Source organism: Polaromonas glacialis (assembly GCF_000709345.1).
GTDB lineage: Bacteria > Pseudomonadota > Gammaproteobacteria > Burkholderiales > Burkholderiaceae_C > Polaromonas > Polaromonas glacialis.
Genome location: NZ_KL448323.1, coordinates 1,800,081 through 1,818,579, shown reverse-complemented (window position 1 = coordinate 1,818,579; position 18,499 = coordinate 1,800,081). Strand labels below are relative to the sequence as shown.

The following is an 18,499-nucleotide window of genomic DNA, read 5'->3' as shown; positions in this document are numbered from 1 at the left end:
GCCCGCTTTTGGTGCTGATTCATTTTTCAATCCATCGCTACAAAGGACATTGCCATGACGACGACCACCACCGCCTCGGGCCTGCAGTACGAAGACACCGTGCTGGGCACCGGCGCCATCGCCAAGGCCGGCCAATACGTCAAGGTGCATTACACCGGCTGGCTGTACAACGACGGCGTGCAGGGCAAAAAATTCGACTCCAGCAAGGACCGTGGCCAGCCCTTCCAGTTTTCGCTTGGCGCCGGTGAAGTCATCAAGGGCTGGGACGAGGGCGTGCAGGGCATGTCGGTCGGCGGCACGCGCCGCCTGGTCATTCCGTCGGAACTCGGCTACGGCGCGCGCGGCGCGGGCGGCGCGATTCCGCCGAACGCTACCCTGCTGTTCGAAGTGGACTTTCTCGGCACCTGATCTGGCCGCAAGGTCTTGACATCAACGCCAGGCCCGGCAGCGGGTCTGCGCACCGCATTACCTGCCACGGCCCACCTTCAGGGTTCACCATGATCATCACCAGCCTGCTCGATACCGACCTTTACAAGTTCACCATGATGCAGGTGGTGCTGCACCAGTTCCCCGGTGCCGAGGTGGAATACAAGTTCAAATGCCGTAACGCCGGCGCGCCCGGGGTCGGCGACCTGTCGTTCTACGTGCATGAGATACGCGAGGAAATCCGCGGGCTTTGCAGCCTGCAGTTTCAGGATGCGGAGTTGGCTTACCTGAAGGCCATGCGCTTCATCAAGAGCGACTTTGTCGATTTCTTGGGGCTTTTCCGGCTCAATGAAAAATACGTCAGCGTCAAGGCCCTGCCTTCGGGCGAGATCGAGGTCCTGATCAAGGGGCCGTGGCTGCACACCATCCTGTTCGAGATTCCGGTGCTGGCCATCATCAACGAAGTCTATTTCCGCAACACGCAAAAGCAGCCCGACCTCACCGAAGGGCGCAAGCGCCTGGAAACCAAGATCGGGCAGCTGCAGGTCAGGAGCCTGGCCGAACTCAAGATTGCCGACTACGGCACCCGCCGGCGCTTCAGCAAGGCCTGGCATGAAGAAGTGCTGCGCACGCTGGTCACGCGCCTGGGCACTGGCGCCGAGGGGCAACTGGCCGGCACCAGCAATGTGCTGTTCGCCATGAAGCTCGGCTTGACGCCGCTGGGCACCATGGCCCATGAATACCTGCAGGCCTGCCAGGCGCTGGGGCCGCGCCTGCGCGACAGCCAGGTGTTTGGGTTTGAAATGTGGGCCAAGGAATACCGGGGCGACCTGGGCATTGCGCTGTCAGACGTGTACGGCATGAGCGCCTTCCTTCGCGACTTCGACCTGTACTTCTGCAAGCTGTTCGACGGCGCGCGCCATGACAGCGGCGACCCGTTCCAGTGGGGCGAACGCATGATCGGCCACTACGTCGAAAACCGTGTCGATCCCAAGACCAAGACGCTGATCTTCAGCGACGCGCTGACGATACCCCGGACCATCGAGCTGTACCGGCAGTTCCGGGGGCGCTGCCAGCTGGCCTTCGGCATCGGCACCAACCTGACCAACGACCTGGGCTACGAGCCGCTGCAGATCGTCATCAAGATGGTGCGCTGCAACGGCCAGCCGGTGGCCAAGCTGTCCGATACGCCGTCCAAGAACATGTGCGATGACGAGAAATACCTGGCCTACCTGCGCCAGGTGTTCGATGTCGCCTCGGTGCGCTGACCGGGCCACCGACGACGCGAGCCCGCGCTTCCCGACCATGGGTATTCGACCTTAAAACCGGCACTTTTCATGAAATCACTTCGTTGCATTGCCGCCTTCGCGCTACTTTGCCTGTCGCCCGGCCTGTCCATGGCTGCAACGCTGGACGGCAGCGCGCTGTCGGTGCTGTGGGGCGTGCCGTTTGCCGGACTGCTGCTGTCGATCGCGCTGCTGCCGCTGCTGGCGCCGTTCTTCTGGCACCACCATTTCGGCAAGGTGTCGCTGGCCTGGTCGCTGGCATTTTTGCTGCCTTTTGCGCTGACTTACGGAACCGGCATGGCGGCTTTCAGCTTCATGCATGCGCTGCTGGAGGAATACATCCCCTTCATCTTGCTGCTGACGGCGCTGTTCACCGTTGCCGGCGGCATCCATATCCGGGGCAACCTGCACGGCAGCCCGGGGCTGAACACCGCCATCCTGGCCATTGGCGCGGTGCTGGCCAGTTTCATGGGCACCACCGGCGCGTCGATGCTGCTGATCCGCCCGCTGATCCGGGCCAACGACAACCGCGCGCACAAGGCGCATGTGGTGGTGTTCTTCATCTTCATCGTGTCCAACGCCGGCGGCTCGCTGACGCCGCTGGGCGACCCGCCGCTGTTCCTCGGGTTTCTGAAGGGCGTTGATTTTTTCTGGACCGTGCGGCATATCTTTCCGGAAACGCTGTTTCTGGTCGGCAGCCTGCTGGGCATTTTTTACGCGCTAGACACCTGGTTTTACCGCCGCCGCGAGGAGTTGCTGCCGCTGGACCCGACGCCCGACACCCGGCGCATCGGCTTTGATGGCGGCGCCAACTTCTGGCTGCTGGGCGCGATTGCCGCGCTGGTGCTGCTCAGCGGCATCTGGAAGTCGCCCGTGGCCTTCGACATCGCAGGCACCCGCGTTGGCCTGCCGGGCCTGGTGCGCGATGCCGGGCTGGTCGCCATCACCTTCATCTCGCTGGCCATCACGTCGAACAAGGTGCATGCCGACAACCAGTTTTCGTGGGGGCCGATGGTCGAGGTGGCCAAGCTGTTCGCCGGCATCTTCCTGACCATCGTTCCGGTTATCGCCATGCTCAAGGCCGGCACCAGCGGTGCTTTCGGCGCTGTTGTTTCGGCCGTGACGCGGCCTGACGGCTCGCCCGACCCGGCAATGTACTTCTGGGCCACTGGCGCGCTCAGTTCCTTTCTGGACAATGCGCCGACCTACCTGGTGTTTTTCAACACTGCCGGCGGCGACCCGCAAGCCATGATGACGACCTTTGCCTCGACGCTGGCGGCCATTTCGGCTGGCGCCGTGTTCATGGGCGCCAACACCTACATTGGCAACGCGCCCAACCTGATGGTCAAGGCCATCGCCGAGGACCGGGGTGTGAAAATGCCGAGTTTCTTCGGCTACATGCTGTGGTCGGGCGGTGTCCTGATTCTGCTGTTCATTCTCATGACCTTGATCTGGTTCAAATAAAGAAAGCAACTATTCCCATGAGCAAACCCAAGATACTGATTGCCCGCGCCGTGTTTCCTGAAGTCATCGCCAGGCTGGAGCAGCATTTTGAAGTCGAGTCCAACCAGCTCGATGAAACCTGGTCCAAGGCCGAATTAATCAAGCGGCTCCACGGCAAGGCCGGCGCCTTCACCACCGGCGGCGACCGCATCGACGCCGAAGTGCTGGCCGCCTGCCCGGAGCTGAAAATCTGCGCCAACATGGCGGTGGGCTACAACAACTTCGACATCGACGCGATGACCGCCGCCGGGGTGCTGGCCACCAACGCGCCCGACGTGCTGACCGAAACTACCGCCGATTTTGGCTTTGCCTTGCTGATGGCCACGGCCCGGCGCATCACCGAAAGCGAGCATTACCTGCGCGCCGGAAAGTGGAAGAAGTGGAGCTATGACATGTTCGCCGGATCCGACATCCACGGCGCCACGCTGGGGATTTTTGGCATGGGCCGCATCGGGCAGGGCATTGCCAAGCGCGGAGCGCACGGCTTTGGCATGAAGGTGATTTACCACAACCGTTCGCGGCTCGATGCGGATCTGGAAGCCGAATGCAAGGCCAGCTATGTCGGCAAGGAAGAACTGCTGAAAACCGCCGACCACCTGGTGCTGGTGCTGCCGTACTCGCCGGCGTCGCACCACGCCATCGGCGCCGCCGAACTCGCATTGATGAAGCCGACCGCCACGCTGGTCAACATCGCACGCGGCGGCATCGTCGATGATGCCGCGCTGGCGGCGGCCCTGCGCAACCGCACGATTGCGGCGGCGGGGCTGGATGTGTTCGAGGGCGAGCCTTCGGTCCATCCCGATTTGCTGAGCGTGCCCAACGTGGTGCTGACACCGCATATCGCCAGCGCGACCATCCCGACACGAATGGCCATGGCCAGTCTGGCCGCTGACAACCTGATCCAGTTCTTCTCGCAAGGCAAGCCCCTGACGCCTCTCAACCCCGAGGTGCTGGCAACGCGATAACTTTTAAAGAGTCGATAAAAGGCAAGCGCACCGCATCACGTGCCTGTTCCGCCTTGCCTTCCTGAATGGAGCCAATGCGGGCATTGATGAGAACGACACCTGTAACGACGCCAGCATCCACATAATCGCCGAGCCCGAGCGTGACAGCCCCGGCGGTCAGCACATAGAGAAATGGAGTGTGAAATTGCAGCACCAAGGATGCGGTCAGTCATAACTTCCCTGCGTCATACCCGCGAAGGCGCATAAGCGCTAACCTAAAAATTATTCCATTCGTCAATCTTGAGTTTTCGTTTTCGAGGCGGCTCGGCCAGACGATAGCGCACGCACCTCCACTGGGTAAGGGCCTGCACAAGTGACAAAGCCGGCAGCACGGCGCGACACAGCAACTCATGCATCAGCGAGAACTCCCGCCACAGGCACGGACTTCTCGTTTTCGTTCGCGCCCTGCTCGCCAGTGGCGCTGCGGTTGCCAGTGAGTTCGATGTAACCCCAGGGGGGAAAAGCCTCGCCGGCGACCCGCAAGGCATCAATGAGAAGCGCCACCAAAAGCTTGCCCTGTAGCCACGCGCGAGCGGCCCGGGGGTCATGCTTTTTTAGATGTCCCAGCCCGGCTAAAGACTTCAGCCGCTTGAACACCAGCTCAATTTGCCAGCGCGCCCGGTATAAATCGAGCACCTCAGCGGCGCTTAGCTCGTCGCCAACGGTTGTGAAGACCAGCACATAGTCGGCCGCCAGCAGCGTGCGCGGCTGCAGCTCGGTGCCATTGCGCTGGCTTTCGCGCGTCACGCGCTGGCGCGCCTTGAGCGCCGAGGCGGCGTCTTTCTTGACCGCGCACAGCCGCCCCGCAATCAGGCGCTTGCCGTGGCTGACGTAGGCGGGCCATGCACCGCACTGCCCGGTCTCCAGTGCGCTGACGCACTCAAGAATCCCCAGCGGCTGGCCTTGCGCGGTTTTTAGCGGCAAGGTGACCAAATTGGTACGCACCACCACGGCGCCTCCCGCATCGTGGACATGGGCCACGCCCGGCGGGTTGGCAAAACCCCGGTCTGCGACCAGTACCTCTCCAGGCAGAACCGTAAAGCGGCGCAGCGTCTCTCCCTCTTTGCTGGTGCTGACAATGACCTCGTCGGCGCGCAGGCTAGGCCACTGCACGGAGTAGTGCAAGCGCCACTTGGAGCCGCTCGCGCCAGGCTCGCTGACCATGGTGCCATCGACCAGGCGGATGCAGTAGTTGCCCCAACAGGGCCGCAAGGCCTGGCTCGCCTTGAGCGCGGCCGGCATCCACTGCTGGCGTAGCTGGCTGCCCATCCATTCAAACCAGCTCGCGCAGTGACGCAGGCGCTTCAAAACAGCAACATCGCTGAGCGCGGCGATCCCGCCCAGGCGTGCCCGCTGCGCAGTCTCCCGCAAGCCGCAGCCCTGAGCAATGTGAATGAGCATGACGCGCAGCAGCGCTGCTGCATCCGCGACGCCTCGCGTGCGCCTGAGCGCGTGCAGCTCACGCGCCTTGGCTTGCCAATGCTCGGGCAGCAGGCGCTCTATCGCCGCCCAGTCTTCGTCAGCCAGCTTTGACGGCACGCTTTGCTCTTGCCGTGTTGAAGAGTCCGCTTGTTCGGTGTGAAAAACCATGCCTGCATTATCTCTGATATCTGCAATGACTCGTATATTAAGTTAGCGCTTATGCGCGAAGGCGGGTATCCAGACTCGTTTGAGCGTTTCAGCCCGTGTCGCTGGATTCCCGCTACCATGGTTCATGATCCTTCCGATGTGGTTGCAAAGCGTCTTGCGGGAAGCACAGAGCCTGTTGCCGGTGCTGGCCACCTTGCTGCATCTGGCGCTCGCGGTTTCGGTGACGCTGCACGCGCTGCTGACCCGGCGCAATGTGTCGGCCACGGTGGCCTGGATCGGACTGGCCTGGCTGGCGCCTTTCGTGGGCGCGTTGCTCTACCTGATGCTGGGCATCAACCGAATCAAGCGCGCTGGCGTGGCGCTTGATCTGAAGGCGGCCTGGCAGCGCGAGCACCGTCGCAATGGCAGCAGCCTGGCGGCCATCGGCAGCGCCGCCGGACCCGATGCGCCGTGCGCTCAGGAGTTGGCCGGCATCAACCGGCTGGTCCGGCAGACCACCGGCAATGCCCTGCTGGGCGGCAACGCCGTGACGCCGCTGGTCGATGGCGACGCAGCCTACCCGGCGATGCTGGCGGCCATCGACGGCGCGCGGCGTTCGGTCACGCTGGCCACCTATATCTTTGACCTCGATGACGCCGGCAGCGCCTTTGCCGACGCACTGGTGCGTGCGCGGCAGCGCGGCGTGCCGGTGCGTGTGCTGGTCGATGCCGTGGGCGGGCGCTACAGCCGCATCAGCATGGTGGCGCACCTGCGCGCCCGGGGCGTCACCGCAGCGGCCTTTTTACCCCCGCGCCTTCCCGGTCTGCTGGCGTACGCCAATTTGCGCAACCACCGCAAGATCATGGTGGTTGACGGCGCGCACGGCTTTACCGGCGGCATGAATATTCGGGCCGGGCACTGGCTGGCAAAGCAGCCGGCTGCGCCGATTCGCTGCCTGCATTTTTCCGTGCAGGGCCCGGTGGTGGCCGACATGCAGCGCGCTTTTGCCATTGACTGGGCCTTCAGCACCGGCGAGGCGCTGCTGGGCAGCACTTGGTTTGCCCCGAACGGCGACTGCGGGCCGGTGCTGGCGCGCGGCGTGTCCGACGGGCCCGATGGCGACATCGGCCACATGCGCCAGGTCATGCTCGGGGCGCTGACCTGCGCGCGCCGCCGTGTGCGCATCGTGACGCCGTATTTCCTGCCCGACGAGGCGCTGCTGACCACGCTGCAAATCACCGCACTGCGCGGCGTGGGGGTTGACCTCATGCTGCCCGCGCGCAGCAACCTGCCGCTGCTGGACTGGGCCATGCGGCCGCAACTGAGCCGCTTGCTGGCGGCTGGCTGCCGCGTTCACCTGTCGCCGCTGCCGTTCGACCATTCCAAGCTGTTTCTGGTCGATGATGCCTGGTCGCTGATTGGCTCGACCAACTGGGACGCGCGCAGCCTGCGGCTCAATTTTGAATACAACCTGGAGTGTCATGACGCCCAACTGGTTCGGCAACTCGATGCCCTGGTCGAACAACGCATCGGGCAGGCCCGGGCGCTGGACACGGCAGCGCTGGAGCGTCAGCCCCTGGCAAATCAGCTGCGCGACCGCCTGGCCGGCTTGCTGTCGCCGTATCTTTGAGGTGAAGACCAACAAAGCCGCGATGCCACTGGCTTTGGAGTGCTTTTGATTTTTACCGCTGGATGATTCAAGCAAATTACAAGAAAAAAGCTGCTTTACGCATACTGTGTATGTTTAAGCAGCTATTAAAAATGTAGCATCTATTGCGGCTATGCCTTTCACTAATTTGCAATCCGCTCTATGTTGCCTTCTTCCTTGTGGATGCGCACCTGCCGGTTGCCGTGGTGGGCGTGCCGATTCCCCGGCCAGCACGGTGAGCTTGAACAACAATAGCGCCCCATGAGGAGAAATCGCTTTGAATGAAATTTTGCTTTGGTTGATCTTGGCGCTGGCGGTCTTGAATGGCTTGGCGTTGTGGTGGCTGAACTTTGGCCGACAGGATTGCGGTGCGGCTCAGGCGGCGCAGCAGCACAAGGACGAGACGCTGACGACCCTGGGGGCTGCCAATGAGCGGCTGGAGCGCGAACTGCGGCGCGAGATCAACGACAACGCGCGCAGCAGTCGGCAGGAAATGGCAGCGAGTCTGGCCACCTTTCAGCAGACACTGGTGCAGCAAAGCGCCGAAGCCACCCGCACGCAAAACACCCAGATCGATGCGTTTTCGCAGCAGCTCACCTTGCTGCAAAAAACACTGTCGGACACGCTGAGTACGCAATTGCAGTCGCTCAGTGAATCGAATGCGCGCCGCCTCGGAGAAGTTCGCGAAACGCTCGAAAAGCAGCTCGCACAACTGCAGCAAGGCAATGCCGCCAAGCTCGACGAGATGCGCCGCACGGTCGATGAAAAGCTGCACAACACGCTGGAAACCCGGCTGGGCCAGAGCTTCAAGCAGGTCGCCGACCGGCTCGAACAGGTACACAAGGGCCTGGGCGAAATGCAGACGCTGGCGCAGGGCGTGGGCGACCTCAAGCATCTGCTGACCAACGTGAAAACGCGCGGCATCTTTGGCGAAGCCCAGCTGGCAGGCCTGCTGGAGCAGGTGTTTACCGTGGACCAGTATGCCGCCCAGGTCGTCACGCGGCGCGGCGGCAAGAACCCGGTCGATTTCGCCATCAAGCTGCCTGGCCGGTCCGATTCGGGCGAGCCGCTGTGGCTGCCCATCGATGCCAAGTTTCCCAACGAAGACTACGAACGCCTGCTCGATGCGCAGCAGCGCGCCGACGGGCCGGGCGCCGAGGTTGCCGGCAAGGCGCTGGAGCTGCGCATCCGCCTGGAAGCCAAATCTATCAGCGAAAAATATATTGAACCGCCGTACACCACCGACTTTGCCATTTTGTTTTTACCGACCGAGGGGCTGTATGCCGAGGTGCTGCGCCGCCCCGGCCTGATTGAATGCCTGCAGCGCGACCACCGCATCACGCTGGCCGGCCCGACCACGCTATTGGCCATGCTCAACTCCCTGCAGATGGGGTTCAGGACGCTGGCGCTGGAAAAGCGCTCCAGCGAGGTCTGGCAGGTGCTGGGCGCGGTCAAGACCGAATTCGGAAAGTTCGGCGACGTGCTGGCCAAGGTCAAGTCGCAGACCGAAACCGTGCTCAATACGCTCAGCAGCGCCGAACAGCGCAGCCGCGTGATGGGCAAGGCCTTGCGCAATGTAGAGGCCCTGCCCGAGGCGGACGCAGTCCGGCTGATTCCGCTGGACAGGGAACTGGACTGACGCGGCGGTCCGGCAGGCCGCCTGCCAGAGTCAGAGTTCGTAAAAGTTCTTGATCGCGTCCCAGGCGGCCTGCGGCTCATCGACATACTGGATGAGGTCGAGGTCTTGCGGTGAAATCGCGCCTTCCTCGATCATCACGTCGAAGTTGAACAGCCGTTTCCAGTATTCGGTGCCGAAAAGAATGATGGGCACCGGCTTGGCTTTTTTGGTCTGCACCAGCGTGATGACCTCGAACAGCTCGTCGAGCGTGCCAAAGCCTCCGGGAAACGCCACCAGCGCCTTGGCGCGCATCATGAAATGCATCTTGCGCAGGGCGAAGTAGTGGAACTTGAAGTTCAGCGACGGCGAGATGTAGGGGTTGGAGCCCTGCTCGTGCGGCAGCACGATGTTCAGGCCCACGGTCAATGCGCCCATTTCCTGCGCGCCCCGGTTGGCCGCTTCCATGATGCCCGGGCCGCCGCCGGTGCAGATGAACAGCTGCTCGGCCGACGGGCGCGGATTGCTGTAGCCCGCCACGATGCGCGCGAACAGGCGCGCCTGGTCGTAGTACTGGGCGTTGCGCATATGGCGCCGGGCGAGCGCCAGCGCGGCTTCGTCATCGCCTTGCTCGGCCAGGGCGAGCGCCGCTTCAGCCTGCTCGGGGGCCGGAAAACGGGCGCTGCCGAACACCACAATGGTGTTTTCAATGCCCTGGGCCTGCTGGTCGATCTCAGGCTTGAGCATTTCAAGCTGGATGCGCAGGCCACGCGTTTCGCGCCGCAGCAAAAATTCCGGGTCGGCAAAGGCGAGCCGGTTGGCATCGGGCCGCAGCGGCGCGCTGTCGCTGGACAGTGCATGCAGTTCAGCCCAGGCGTTGGCCAGGCGGTCTTCTGATAAGTCTTGTGTTTGTTCCATGAGCCTGTATCGGTGATGCGTGGTCCCTGTGTTTCACCACCGGGCCGCGCGGTAATCAAAGTAAAAAATAAGCGGTGGGTAACGGGAACATCATAAAGACGGTTTGTTGCGCTTCCTGTCAGGGAAATAAAAAAGGCTCCCGAAGGAGCCTTTTGACTGCGCGGCAGGGCGCTGTATCAGACGCGCTTGCGGTATTCGCCGGTGCGGGTGTCGATTTCAACCACGTCGCCCTGGGCCACGAAAATAGGCACGCCGATCTCGAACCCGGTGGCCAGCTTGGCCGGCTTGAGCACCTTGCCGGACGTGTCGCCCTTGACGGCGGGCTCGGTCCAGGTGATTTCGCGCTGCACGCTGGTCGGCACTTCGACCGAAATGGCCTTGCCGTCATAGAACACGACTTCGAGTTCCATGCCGTCTTGCAGGTAGTTCAGCGAGTCACCCATGTTTTCGGCTTCGACTTCGTACTGGTTGTAGTCGGCGTCCATGCAGATGTACATCGGGTCGGCAAAGTAGGAATAAGTGCATTCCTTCTTGTCCAGGAAAACCTGGTCAAGCTTGTCGTCGGCCTTGAAGACCTGCTCGGTGTTGAAGCTGGCAATCAGGCTTTTGAGCTTCATGCGCACGGTGGCGGAGTTGCGACCGCCACGGCTGTATTCGGTTTTGAGCACGACCATCGGGTCCTTGCCGTGCATGATGACGTTACCGACGCGGATTTCTTGAGCGATTTTCATGGCAGTTTTGACTATGGTGGACCGCAGGGCCCGTGCAATTGTGTGCAGGTTCCGCGGCGGGTTTATATGACCAATTATTTGGCTGTTCGTGCGTTTTGCCTTCTCGGGCTAATTCGCAAAGCCTGCGATTTTAACGGTTTTTTGCCGCAAAGCTAGTCAAGCTGGTGCACAGGTCGTTCTGGCGCACCAGCCGGGAGCGGGCCGCCAGGATGCATGTTTGCCAGGCGGGGAGGTCTGGCAGCGGGAGATGCGGCGTTTCATGGCTTGACTTTTGGCTGTTCCAGGCATGGTGAAAGCGTCGCAGCGAAGGCGGCGCTTCGAGCATGTAGAGAAAGGCATCCAGTTTGTCCAGGTGCGCCGCATCGTCCTGCGGGTAGATGTGCCAGACAAACGGCTTGCCGGCCCAGAGGGCGCGCACCACCGAGTCCTCGCCGCGCACAAAATTCAGGTCGCAGGCCCAGAGCAGGTGGTCGAATTCCGCCTGCGTTAGCCATGGAAGGTATGAAATTGATAGCTGACTGTGCCCGTGGATATTGCGCAAGAGGCATTTTTCATCATTAAATACCGATTGCACCGCACTGGCGGCCCGTCCCGCCGCCACGAGCAGGCGCACCGGCTTGCCGCCAAACCCGTGCTGTGCAAACTGCTGCAACAGGACCGGCAACGCGCCAGGTTCATAGCAGAACAGCGAAACCAGTTTTCCCCCGCTGAACGCAATGCCTTGGGCGGCCAGCCAGGCCTGGCGGTCAAAGCGGGCCTGCCGGTCGGCCAGACCCGGCTCGCGCAACAGGCCGCCGGTGGCTGCGGTGAAGCCCGGGTAGAAAAACCACTTGGTCCATCCGTCCGCCGGACCGCCGCGCACCGGCGAGGGCAGGGCATGGCATCGCTCGACATACGCCTCGGCGGACAGGTATTCGAGGTTGATCCATACGGGTTTCAGGCCGTTTGCGCTTTGCCGGCTTGCGCAAGCAGCTATGAATTCAGGAGCTGCATCACATCCGAACGCTTCGATCAGCACATCGCAGGGCTGCGCGGCAAGGTCCGCTGCGCGCAGGTCGAACGGCTGAGTCCAGGGAATCACCTGGACATTCTGGCAACCCCCGGGGGCCATCCACTGCAGCGCGCCAGCGTCATCGACCCACAGGCGCACGCGGTGGCCGCGCGTCGCCAGGTCGGCCGCCAGGCGCCAGCACACGCCAATGTCCCCGAAGTTGTCGATGACTTTGCAAAAAATGTCCCATTGCAGGCGGTGATTCATGAAACGATTGTCCACAATACGGCCATATATTCCATGAATGCCATGACCCCGACCCACGAATTCGATCCCCAACTGCTCAGCGAAGTGGCTGCGCTGCCGCCGCTGCCCGGCGTTTACCGCTACTTCGACGAGCAGGGCGGCGTGCTTTACGTCGGCAAGGCGCGCAACCTGAAAAAGCGCGTCACCAGCTATTTCCAGAAAAACCACGGTGGCACGCGCATTGGCCACATGATCACCAAGATCGTGCGCATGGAAACCACGGTGGTGCGCTCAGAAGCCGAGGCGCTGCTACTGGAAAACAACCTGATCAAGACGCTCAACCCGAAATACAACATCCTGTTCCGGGACGACAAGAGCTATCCCTACCTCAAGCTGACCGCCGCCCAGCCCAGGCCCGAAGGCGGCGCATCAATGGCCATCGCCTATCCGCGCATTGCCTACTACCGGGGCGCGGTGGAGAAAAAGCACCGTTATTTCGGCCCGTATCCCAGCGCCTGGGCGGTGAAGGACACCATCTTGCTGTTGCAAAAGGTGTTCAGGTTGCGCACCTGCGAGGACACGGTGTTCAACAACCGCACGCGGCCCTGCCTTCTGTACCAGATCAAGCGCTGTTCGGCGCCGTGCGTGGGCCATGTGTCGCCCGGGCAGTACGCGCTGGACACGGCGAACGCCGAGCGCTTCCTGCAGGGCCAAACGCAAGAGATCCTGGGCGAACTGGAAAAGAAAATGCTCGCGCATTCCGACCGGCTGGAGTTCGAGCAGGCCGCCGAATTGCGCAACCAGATGTCAGCGCTGTCGAAAATCCTGCACCAGCAGTCGATGGAAATTGGCGGCGACAAGGACGTGGACATCCTGGCGGTGAAAGTGCAGGGCGGCAAGGCCTGCGTCAACCTGGCGATGGTGCGCGGCGGCCGCCACCTGGGCGACCGGCCGTATTTTCCGACGCATGTCGAGCATGCCACCGACGTGGCCGCGCTCGACGCCGAGCCCGATTCGCCAGGGGCTCCGGTGAAGGAAAAGTCGCTGGAGGCGCTGGTGCTTGAGGCCTTCATCGCCCAGCACTATATCGACGTGCCGGTGCCGCCCACGCTGGTGGTCAGCGAGCCGGTGGACAAGGACCTGATGGCCGCGCTCGCGGAGCAGACCGGCAGCCGCGTTGCCGCCATCCACCAGCCGCGCGAGCAGCGCCGCGTCTGGCTGGAGATGGCGCAAAAGAATGCCGGCCTGCAACTGGCGCGGCTGCTGGCCGAACAGGGTTCGCAGCAGGCGCGCACCCGGGCGCTGGCCGAGGCGCTGGAACTGCCGATGGACAATCTGGACGCGCTGCGCATCGAGTGTTTCGACATTTCGCACACGGCGGGCGAATCGACCCAGGCGTCGTGCGTGGTGTTCAAGGAGCACAAGATGCAGAACAGCGAATACCGCCGCTACAACATCGAAGGCATCACCCCGGGCGACGACTACGCGGCCATGCGCCAGGTGCTGACCCGCCGCTACACCAAGCTGGCCGAGGCGGCGCGCAATGGCGAGGCCACGTTGCCAGATCTGGTGCTGGTCGATGGCGGCAAGGGCCAGGTGTCGATGGCGCGCGAGGTGTTCGTCGAACTGGGGCTGGACCTGGGGCTGATCGCCGGCGTCGAGAAAGGCGAGGGCCGCAAGGTCGGGCTGGAAGAACTGGTGTTTGCCGACGGCCGTGAGAAGGTCTACCTGGGCCGCGATTCGGCTGCGCTGATGCTGATCGCCCAGATCCGCGACGAGGCGCACCGCTTCGCCATCACCGGCATGCGTGCCAAGCGGGCCAAGGTGCGCGTCGGCGGCAGCCGTCTGGAAGACATCGCCGGCATTGGTCCGAAAAAGCGCGCCAGCCTGCTGCAGCGCTTTGGCGGCGTGCGCGGCATTGCCTCGGCCAGCGTCGAGGACATCGCCATGGTCGATGGCATTTCGACCGAACTGGCCGAGGAAATCTACCGGGCGCTGCATTGACGGCGCGCCACGGCGCAGCCTGCGGCGCACAGGTCGGCCGCAGCGCTTACGCAGCGGGTCTGCCGCGCGTGCCAAAATCGGTGCCATGTTCCTGACCATCCCCACCATCATGACCTGGACGCGGATTGTGGCAATTCCGCTAATCGTGGGGGTTTTCTACCTCGACATTCCTGCTGCGGAACGCAATCTGATCGCCACGGTGATGTTCGTCGTGTTTGCCGCCACCGACTGGCTTGATGGTTTTCTGGCCCGAAAACTCAACCAGACATCATCCTTCGGTGCTTTCCTGGACCCGGTGGCCGACAAATTCCTGGTCTGCGCCTCGCTGCTGGTGCTGGTGCATCTGCAGCGCGCCGATGTGTTCGTGGCGCTCATCATCATCGGCCGCGAAATCGCCATTTCGGCGTTGCGCGAGTGGATGGCCCAGATCGGCGCGTCGCGCAGCGTGGCGGTTCACATGCTGGGTAAGGTCAAGACCACGGTGCAGATGATCGCCATTCCCTTTCTGCTCTACGACGGCCGCCTGTTCGGCATCATCAACACGCCGGTGTGGGGCACCTGGCTGATCTGGCTGTCGGCCATCCTGACGGTCTGGTCGATGGTCTATTACCTGCAAAAAGCGATTCCTGAAATTCGTGCGCGGGCCAAATAATCTTTTTTTCCAAGCGGGCTGCTCTTGAGTTCTTCGTCATCTTCGAGCGCACTGATCCGCGCCATGCCCGCCGTGTTCGTGCTGATCTGGAGCACCGGCTTCATCGTCGCCAAGTTTGGACTGCCGTATGCGCCGCCGCTGACCTTCCTGGTGCTGCGCTATTCGTTTTCCATTGCCTGTTTCCTGTTGTGGATCCGGTTCAGCCGCGCGCGCTGGCCGCGCGGGCGCCAGCAGTGGTTGCATCTCGCGGTCACCGGGGTGCTGATGCATGCCGGTTACCTGGGCGGCGTGTGGGTGGCGGTCAAGGCCGGCATGGGGTCTGGACTGGCGGCATTGGTTGTCGGGCTGCAGCCGGTCATCACCGCCTTGTGGCTGTCATGGGCCGGCTCGCCCGGCGCATCAGCCCCCGGTGTTGCGCCGCAGGTCCAGGTCACAGCCCGCCAATGGGCCGGTCTGGTCCTGGGGCTGGGCGGCTTGCTGCTGGTGGTGGCCCGCAAGTTCGGCACTGGCAGCGAAGTGACCGTGCTAACGCTGGGCGCTACGGTATTTGCCTTGATCTGCATCACCGTGGGAACCCTGTACCAGAAACACTTTGTCCAGCCGACCGACGTGCGCACCGCCAATGCGATCCAGCTGGCCGCCGCGCTGCTGGTCACGCTGCCGTTTTCCTTCATGGAAACCGAGGCGATCGTCTGGAACACTGAATTCATCGGCGCCATGGCCTGGTCGGTGCTGGCGCTGACGCTGGGCGGCAGTTCGCTGCTGTACCTGCTGATCCAGCGCGGCGCGGCCACTGCGGTCACCAGCCTGCTTTACCTGGTGCCGCCCACCACGGCCGTGATGGCCTGGGTGCTGTTTGGCGAATCCATCACGCTGGCGACCGTAGCCGGCACGGCGCTCACGGCCTTGGGCGTCAGCTTGGTGGTGCGGCCCGCGAAGCCGCAGGCCGCGTAGTTTTCCAGGGCTCATCTTGAAATTGCGCAACCAGAAAGTCGATCAGCAGCCGGATGCGCCGGGGCGAATCCGGGCGGTAAGGTGCCAGCCAGTGAATATCGGCGTCCGGCATCGCATAGTCTTCCAGCACCCGTACCAGCTGGCCAGAGGCCAGGCAGGGCGCGATATCCCACAGGCTGCGCAGCATGATGCCGCGCCCGTCCAGGCACCAGTCGCGCACCAGTTCCCCCGAGTTGCTTGACAGCGGACCCCGCACCCTGACTGCTTCGGGTGTCTTGCTGTTGCCTTTGTGCAGCATCCAGGTATCGAAGCCCTGGCTCTGGGTATGGCCGTTTTCGTGCACGATCAGGCAGGCATGGTCCCGCAAGGCATCCAGCGTGGCCGGCAAGCCATGCCGCCCGAGATAGCCGGGCGCGGCCACCAGTACGCGCAGGTTGCGCGCCAGCCGGCGTGAAACCCAGTGCGCCGCCTGTCGGCCCTGTACTGACCATAACCAGATGGCGCCGTCAAATCCTTCGCCAGCAAGGTCCGGCAGTTGCTCGGTAAGCTGCAACTGGACGTCGATGCGCGGGTAGCGTTCCTGGAACAGGGCCAGCGCCGGCCCCAGCCACAGGCGCCCAAAGCCGAAAGTCGCTGCCAGCCGTATCAGCCCGGTCGGCTCGGCCTTGCGTTCCTGAAGCTCGGCCTCCAGCGCGCCGAAGCCTTGCAGCAACGCCAATGCCCGTTCGTAAACGGCTTCGCCCTCGGCCGTGGGGCTGACACGCCGGGTGGTCCGCTGAAATAGCCGCTGGCCCAGCCGTACTTCAAGTGCCGCGAGCCGTTTGGTGACCACCGGCGCTGCCAGATCCAGGCTGCGCGCGGCTGCCGACAAGCTGCCATGATCGCGTATTGCCACCACCAGTTCCAGATCGCTGCGTTCCATTCCTGCCTTTATGGAAATAATCAATTGCTTAATTATTGCTTGAAGCATCTGCTTTATTGCGACAAAATTTCGCCAGGCTGTTGCATGCGCGGACCGCTAAAAATTCAAGGCTGATCCATGTCTGTGGCAGGAACGCGCCAGCGGTGCTTCCGAAAAAACCGTACCGAAGGAACACTCTTTTGCGAAAGAGGCTCCGGCATGGGGACTGGCGCAGGCGTTCGAAATTTTCAAAAACTGAACCAAAGGAAAACATCATGAGTCAAACAACCGGCAAAAAAAGAATCGCGGTCATCGCGGGCGATGGCATCGGTAAGGAAGTGATGCCTGAAGGCATCCGTGTGATGGAGGCCGCAGCGGTCAAGTACGGCATTGACCTGCAGTTCGACCACTTCGATTTTTCCAGCTGGGATTATTTTGAAAAGCACGGCAAGATGCTGCCCGACGACTGGAAAGACCAGATTGGCGGGCATGATGCGATCTATTTTGGCGCGGTGGGATGGCCCGACAAGATCGCCGACCATGTCTCGCTCTGGGGCTCGCTGCTGCTGTTCCGCCGCGAATTCGACCAGTACATCAATCTGCGGCCCGCGCGCCTCATGCCTGGCATCATCGCGCCGGTCGTTCGGCGCGACGGCAGCCCGCGCCAACCCGGCGAGATTGATTTCTACATCGTGCGTGAAAACACCGAGGGCGAATACTCCAGCATCGGCGGCAAGGCGTTTCCCGGCACCGAGCGGGAGTTTGTGCTGCAGGAGTCGGTGTTTACGCGTATCGGCGTCGATCGGGTGCTGAAATTCGCGTTTGAACTGGCGCAGACACGGCCCAAAAAGCATCTGACCAGCGCGACCAAATCCAACGGTATTTCCATCTCCATGCCTTATTGGGACGAGCGTGTTGCCGAGATGGCGAAAAACTATCCGGCCATACAGCTCGACAAGTTTCACATCGACATCCTGACCGCCCATTTTGTCCAGCGGCCGGAATTTTTCGACGTGGTGGTGGCGAGCAACCTGTTTGGCGACATCCTGAGCGACCTGGGTCCTGCCTGCACAGGCACCATCGGCATTGCACCGAGCGCCAACCTCAATCCGGAGCGCAAGTTTCCTTCGCTGTTCGAGCCTGTTCATGGCTCGGCGCCGGACATTGCCGGGCGCGGCATTGCCAATCCCATCGGACAGATCTGGTGCGGTGCCATGATGCTGGAATTTTTGGGACACAAGGACGCCCATGACGGCGTTCTTGCAGCCATCGAACAGGTTCTCAGCGACCAGGGCGGTGCGCCACGCACGCCCGATCTGGGGGGGCATGCGGGTACGGCGGACGTTGGAAAAGCCATCGCGCAAGTGCTGGCCAAAGGGTGAAATCTCGCGTTGTCAAGCATGAAAATTAAAGTTCATGCTCGGCAACAAAATCAGAATTTGCCAAAACAAAGCTAGAATTCCGCTCAAGAGCTTAAATACTTGCGCCATGTTGACAGCTGGGGAAGTCCATGGCTTTAATGGATTCAGAAACCAAGCTGTCCTGCTGCTACTGCCGAAACCGAACTGCCGTGTGCTGCGGAAACGGATATCAAGCCAACCAGAACAACTGATCAAATAACGAGGTGCTTTTTGTGAACAAGACTGAACTGATTGAGCACATTGCCCAGAATGCAGACATTTCCAAGGCTGCGGCAACGCGTGCCCTGGAGTCCACCATCAGCGCGGTGAAGGCCACGCTGAAAAAAGGAGGCTCAGTGTCTTTGGTGGGCTTTGGCACTTTTGCTGTTGGCAAACGTGCCGCCCGGACGGGGCGCAACCCCCGGACGGGTGATGCGATTAAAATCAAGGCAGCAAAGGTTCCTAAATTCCGTCCAGGCAAAGCGCTCAAGGATGCGTTGAACTGATGTAATATTTTTAAAGTGGGGTGCTTAGCTCAGTTGGTAGAGCAGCGCCTTTACACGGCGTAGGTCGGCGGTTCGAGTCCGTCAGCACCCACCACCCACTAAAAAAAAGGCGAACCGGGGTTCGCCTTTTTCCGTTGTTATGCCT

17 protein-coding genes and 1 tRNA gene are annotated in these 18,499 nt (G+C 62.0%); 12 read left to right on the top strand and 6 right to left on the bottom strand.

Going from position 1 to position 18,499, the window contains the following annotated elements; translation table 11 throughout:
- Positions 1–54: 54 nt before the first annotated feature.
- From EC86_RS0109000 to EC86_RS0108985, 4 genes are all read left to right on the top strand, one after another.
- Complete coding sequence (locus EC86_RS0109000; RefSeq protein ID WP_029525324.1) at positions 55–408, top strand: FKBP-type peptidyl-prolyl cis-trans isomerase; 354 nt, start codon at positions 55–57, stop codon at positions 406–408.
- An 89-nt stretch (positions 409–497) separates the two neighbouring features.
- Positions 498–1,694, top strand: a complete 1,197-nt coding sequence (gene pncB, locus EC86_RS0108995; protein ID WP_029525323.1) for a nicotinate phosphoribosyltransferase — start codon at positions 498–500, stop codon at positions 1,692–1,694.
- 69 nt (positions 1,695–1,763) lie between these two features.
- Complete coding sequence (locus tag EC86_RS0108990) at positions 1,764–3,176, top strand: sodium:proton antiporter (RefSeq protein WP_029525322.1); 1,413 nt, start codon at positions 1,764–1,766, stop codon at positions 3,174–3,176.
- A gap of 17 nt (positions 3,177–3,193) precedes the next feature.
- Positions 3,194–4,180 (top strand): 2-hydroxyacid dehydrogenase, encoded by a 987-nt coding sequence (locus EC86_RS0108985; protein ID WP_029525321.1) that lies wholly within the window; start codon positions 3,194–3,196, stop codon positions 4,178–4,180.
- Here EC86_RS0108985 and EC86_RS27680 read toward each other — a convergent pair.
- Both EC86_RS27680 and EC86_RS0108980 read right to left on the bottom strand, forming a co-directional pair.
- Positions 4,152–4,376, bottom strand: coding sequence for a hypothetical protein (locus EC86_RS27680; protein ID WP_084181243.1), 225 nt, complete (start codon positions 4,374–4,376; stop codon positions 4,152–4,154). The two genes, EC86_RS0108985 and EC86_RS27680, sit on opposite strands and share 29 nt — an antisense overlap.
- Positions 4,377–4,567: 191 nt before the next feature.
- Positions 4,568–5,758, bottom strand: a complete 1,191-nt coding sequence (locus EC86_RS0108980) for an IS4 family transposase (RefSeq protein WP_198026729.1) — start codon at positions 5,756–5,758, stop codon at positions 4,568–4,570.
- Positions 5,759–5,933: 175 nt separating this feature from the next.
- Between EC86_RS0108980 and cls the strand changes: the two genes are divergently transcribed.
- Both cls and EC86_RS0108970 read left to right on the top strand, forming a co-directional pair.
- The gene (cls, locus tag EC86_RS0108975; RefSeq protein WP_156955273.1) at positions 5,934–7,418 is read left to right on the top strand and encodes a cardiolipin synthase; all 1,485 of its coding nucleotides are present in this window, start codon (positions 5,934–5,936) and stop codon (positions 7,416–7,418) included.
- A gap of 295 nt (positions 7,419–7,713) precedes the next feature.
- Positions 7,714–9,075 carry a DNA recombination protein RmuC gene (locus EC86_RS0108970; protein ID WP_029525319.1) on the top strand — a complete coding sequence of 454 codons (1,362 nt, stop codon included), beginning with the start codon at positions 7,714–7,716 and terminating at the stop codon, positions 9,073–9,075.
- A 30-nt stretch (positions 9,076–9,105) separates the two neighbouring features.
- Here EC86_RS0108970 and EC86_RS0108965 read toward each other — a convergent pair whose 3' ends face one another.
- From EC86_RS0108965 to earP, 3 genes are all read right to left on the bottom strand, one after another.
- Complete coding sequence (locus tag EC86_RS0108965; protein WP_029525318.1) at positions 9,106–9,969, bottom strand: LOG family protein; 864 nt, start codon at positions 9,967–9,969, stop codon at positions 9,106–9,108.
- Between the two features lie 176 nt (positions 9,970–10,145).
- Positions 10,146–10,700, bottom strand: a complete 555-nt coding sequence (efp, locus tag EC86_RS0108960; RefSeq protein WP_029525317.1) for an elongation factor P — start codon at positions 10,698–10,700, stop codon at positions 10,146–10,148.
- A 130-nt stretch (positions 10,701–10,830) separates the two neighbouring features.
- Complete coding sequence (gene earP, locus EC86_RS0108955) at positions 10,831–11,958, bottom strand: elongation factor P maturation arginine rhamnosyltransferase EarP (protein WP_029525316.1); 1,128 nt, start codon at positions 11,956–11,958, stop codon at positions 10,831–10,833.
- Positions 11,959–11,991: 33 nt separating this feature from the next.
- On the opposite strand from earP, the gene uvrC reads away from it, so the two are divergent.
- The 3 genes from uvrC to EC86_RS0108940 all read left to right on the top strand — a co-directional run bounded on the left by uvrC (position 11,992) and on the right by EC86_RS0108940 (position 15,547).
- Positions 11,992–13,941, top strand: coding sequence for an excinuclease ABC subunit UvrC (gene uvrC, locus EC86_RS0108950; RefSeq protein WP_156955272.1), 1,950 nt, complete (start codon positions 11,992–11,994; stop codon positions 13,939–13,941).
- Positions 13,942–14,026: 85 nt separating this feature from the next.
- Positions 14,027–14,593, top strand: a complete 567-nt coding sequence (gene pgsA, locus EC86_RS0108945; RefSeq protein WP_029525314.1) for a CDP-diacylglycerol--glycerol-3-phosphate 3-phosphatidyltransferase — start codon at positions 14,027–14,029, stop codon at positions 14,591–14,593.
- A 63-nt stretch (positions 14,594–14,656) separates the two neighbouring features.
- On the top strand, positions 14,657–15,547 hold the full coding sequence (locus tag EC86_RS0108940) for a DMT family transporter (protein WP_051676138.1): 891 nt from the start codon (positions 14,657–14,659) through the stop codon (positions 15,545–15,547).
- Here the strand turns inward: EC86_RS0108940 and EC86_RS0108935 are convergent.
- Positions 15,507–16,469: a LysR family transcriptional regulator gene (locus tag EC86_RS0108935; protein WP_036772013.1), complete on the bottom strand. Its 963-nt coding sequence runs from the start codon at positions 16,467–16,469 to the stop codon at positions 15,507–15,509. The two genes, EC86_RS0108940 and EC86_RS0108935, sit on opposite strands and share 41 nt — an antisense overlap.
- Before the next feature lie 254 nt (positions 16,470–16,723).
- On the opposite strand from EC86_RS0108935, the gene EC86_RS0108930 reads away from it, so the two are divergent.
- The 3 genes from EC86_RS0108930 to EC86_RS0108920 all read left to right on the top strand — a co-directional run bounded on the left by EC86_RS0108930 (position 16,724) and on the right by EC86_RS0108920 (position 18,448).
- On the top strand, positions 16,724–17,830 hold the full coding sequence (locus EC86_RS0108930; RefSeq protein ID WP_029525311.1) for a tartrate dehydrogenase: 1,107 nt from the start codon (positions 16,724–16,726) through the stop codon (positions 17,828–17,830).
- 251 nt (positions 17,831–18,081) lie between these two features.
- Positions 18,082–18,354 carry an HU family DNA-binding protein gene (locus EC86_RS0108925; protein WP_011801034.1) on the top strand — a complete coding sequence of 91 codons (273 nt, stop codon included), beginning with the start codon at positions 18,082–18,084 and terminating at the stop codon, positions 18,352–18,354.
- 18 nt (positions 18,355–18,372) lie between these two features.
- A tRNA-Val gene (locus EC86_RS0108920) sits at positions 18,373–18,448 on the top strand.
- Positions 18,449–18,499: the final 51 nt, after the last annotated feature.

Bases quoted from the DNA above. Each gene is read 5' to 3' on its own strand.
- EC86_RS0109000 (WP_029525324.1), top strand. From the start codon at position 55: ATGACGACGACCACCACCGCCTCGGGCCTGCAGTACGAAGACACCGTG.
- pncB (WP_029525323.1), top strand. From the start codon at position 498: ATGATCATCACCAGCCTGCTCGATACCGACCTTTACAAGTTCACCATG.
- EC86_RS0108990 (WP_029525322.1), top strand. From the start codon at position 1,764: ATGAAATCACTTCGTTGCATTGCCGCCTTCGCGCTACTTTGCCTGTCG.
- EC86_RS0108985 (WP_029525321.1), top strand. From the start codon at position 3,194: ATGAGCAAACCCAAGATACTGATTGCCCGCGCCGTGTTTCCTGAAGTC.
- cls (WP_156955273.1), top strand. From the start codon at position 5,934: ATGATCCTTCCGATGTGGTTGCAAAGCGTCTTGCGGGAAGCACAGAGC.
- EC86_RS0108965 (WP_029525318.1), bottom strand. From the start codon at position 9,969: ATGGAACAAACACAAGACTTATCAGAAGACCGCCTGGCCAACGCCTGG.
- efp (WP_029525317.1), bottom strand. From the start codon at position 10,700: ATGAAAATCGCTCAAGAAATCCGCGTCGGTAACGTCATCATGCACGGC.
- earP (WP_029525316.1), bottom strand. From the start codon at position 11,958: ATGAATCACCGCCTGCAATGGGACATTTTTTGCAAAGTCATCGACAAC.
- uvrC (WP_156955272.1), top strand. From the start codon at position 11,992: ATGAATGCCATGACCCCGACCCACGAATTCGATCCCCAACTGCTCAGC.
- pgsA (WP_029525314.1), top strand. From the start codon at position 14,027: ATGTTCCTGACCATCCCCACCATCATGACCTGGACGCGGATTGTGGCA.
- EC86_RS0108940 (WP_051676138.1), top strand. From the start codon at position 14,657: ATGCCCGCCGTGTTCGTGCTGATCTGGAGCACCGGCTTCATCGTCGCC.
- EC86_RS0108935 (WP_036772013.1), bottom strand. From the start codon at position 16,469: ATGGAACGCAGCGATCTGGAACTGGTGGTGGCAATACGCGATCATGGC.
- EC86_RS0108930 (WP_029525311.1), top strand. From the start codon at position 16,724: ATGAGTCAAACAACCGGCAAAAAAAGAATCGCGGTCATCGCGGGCGAT.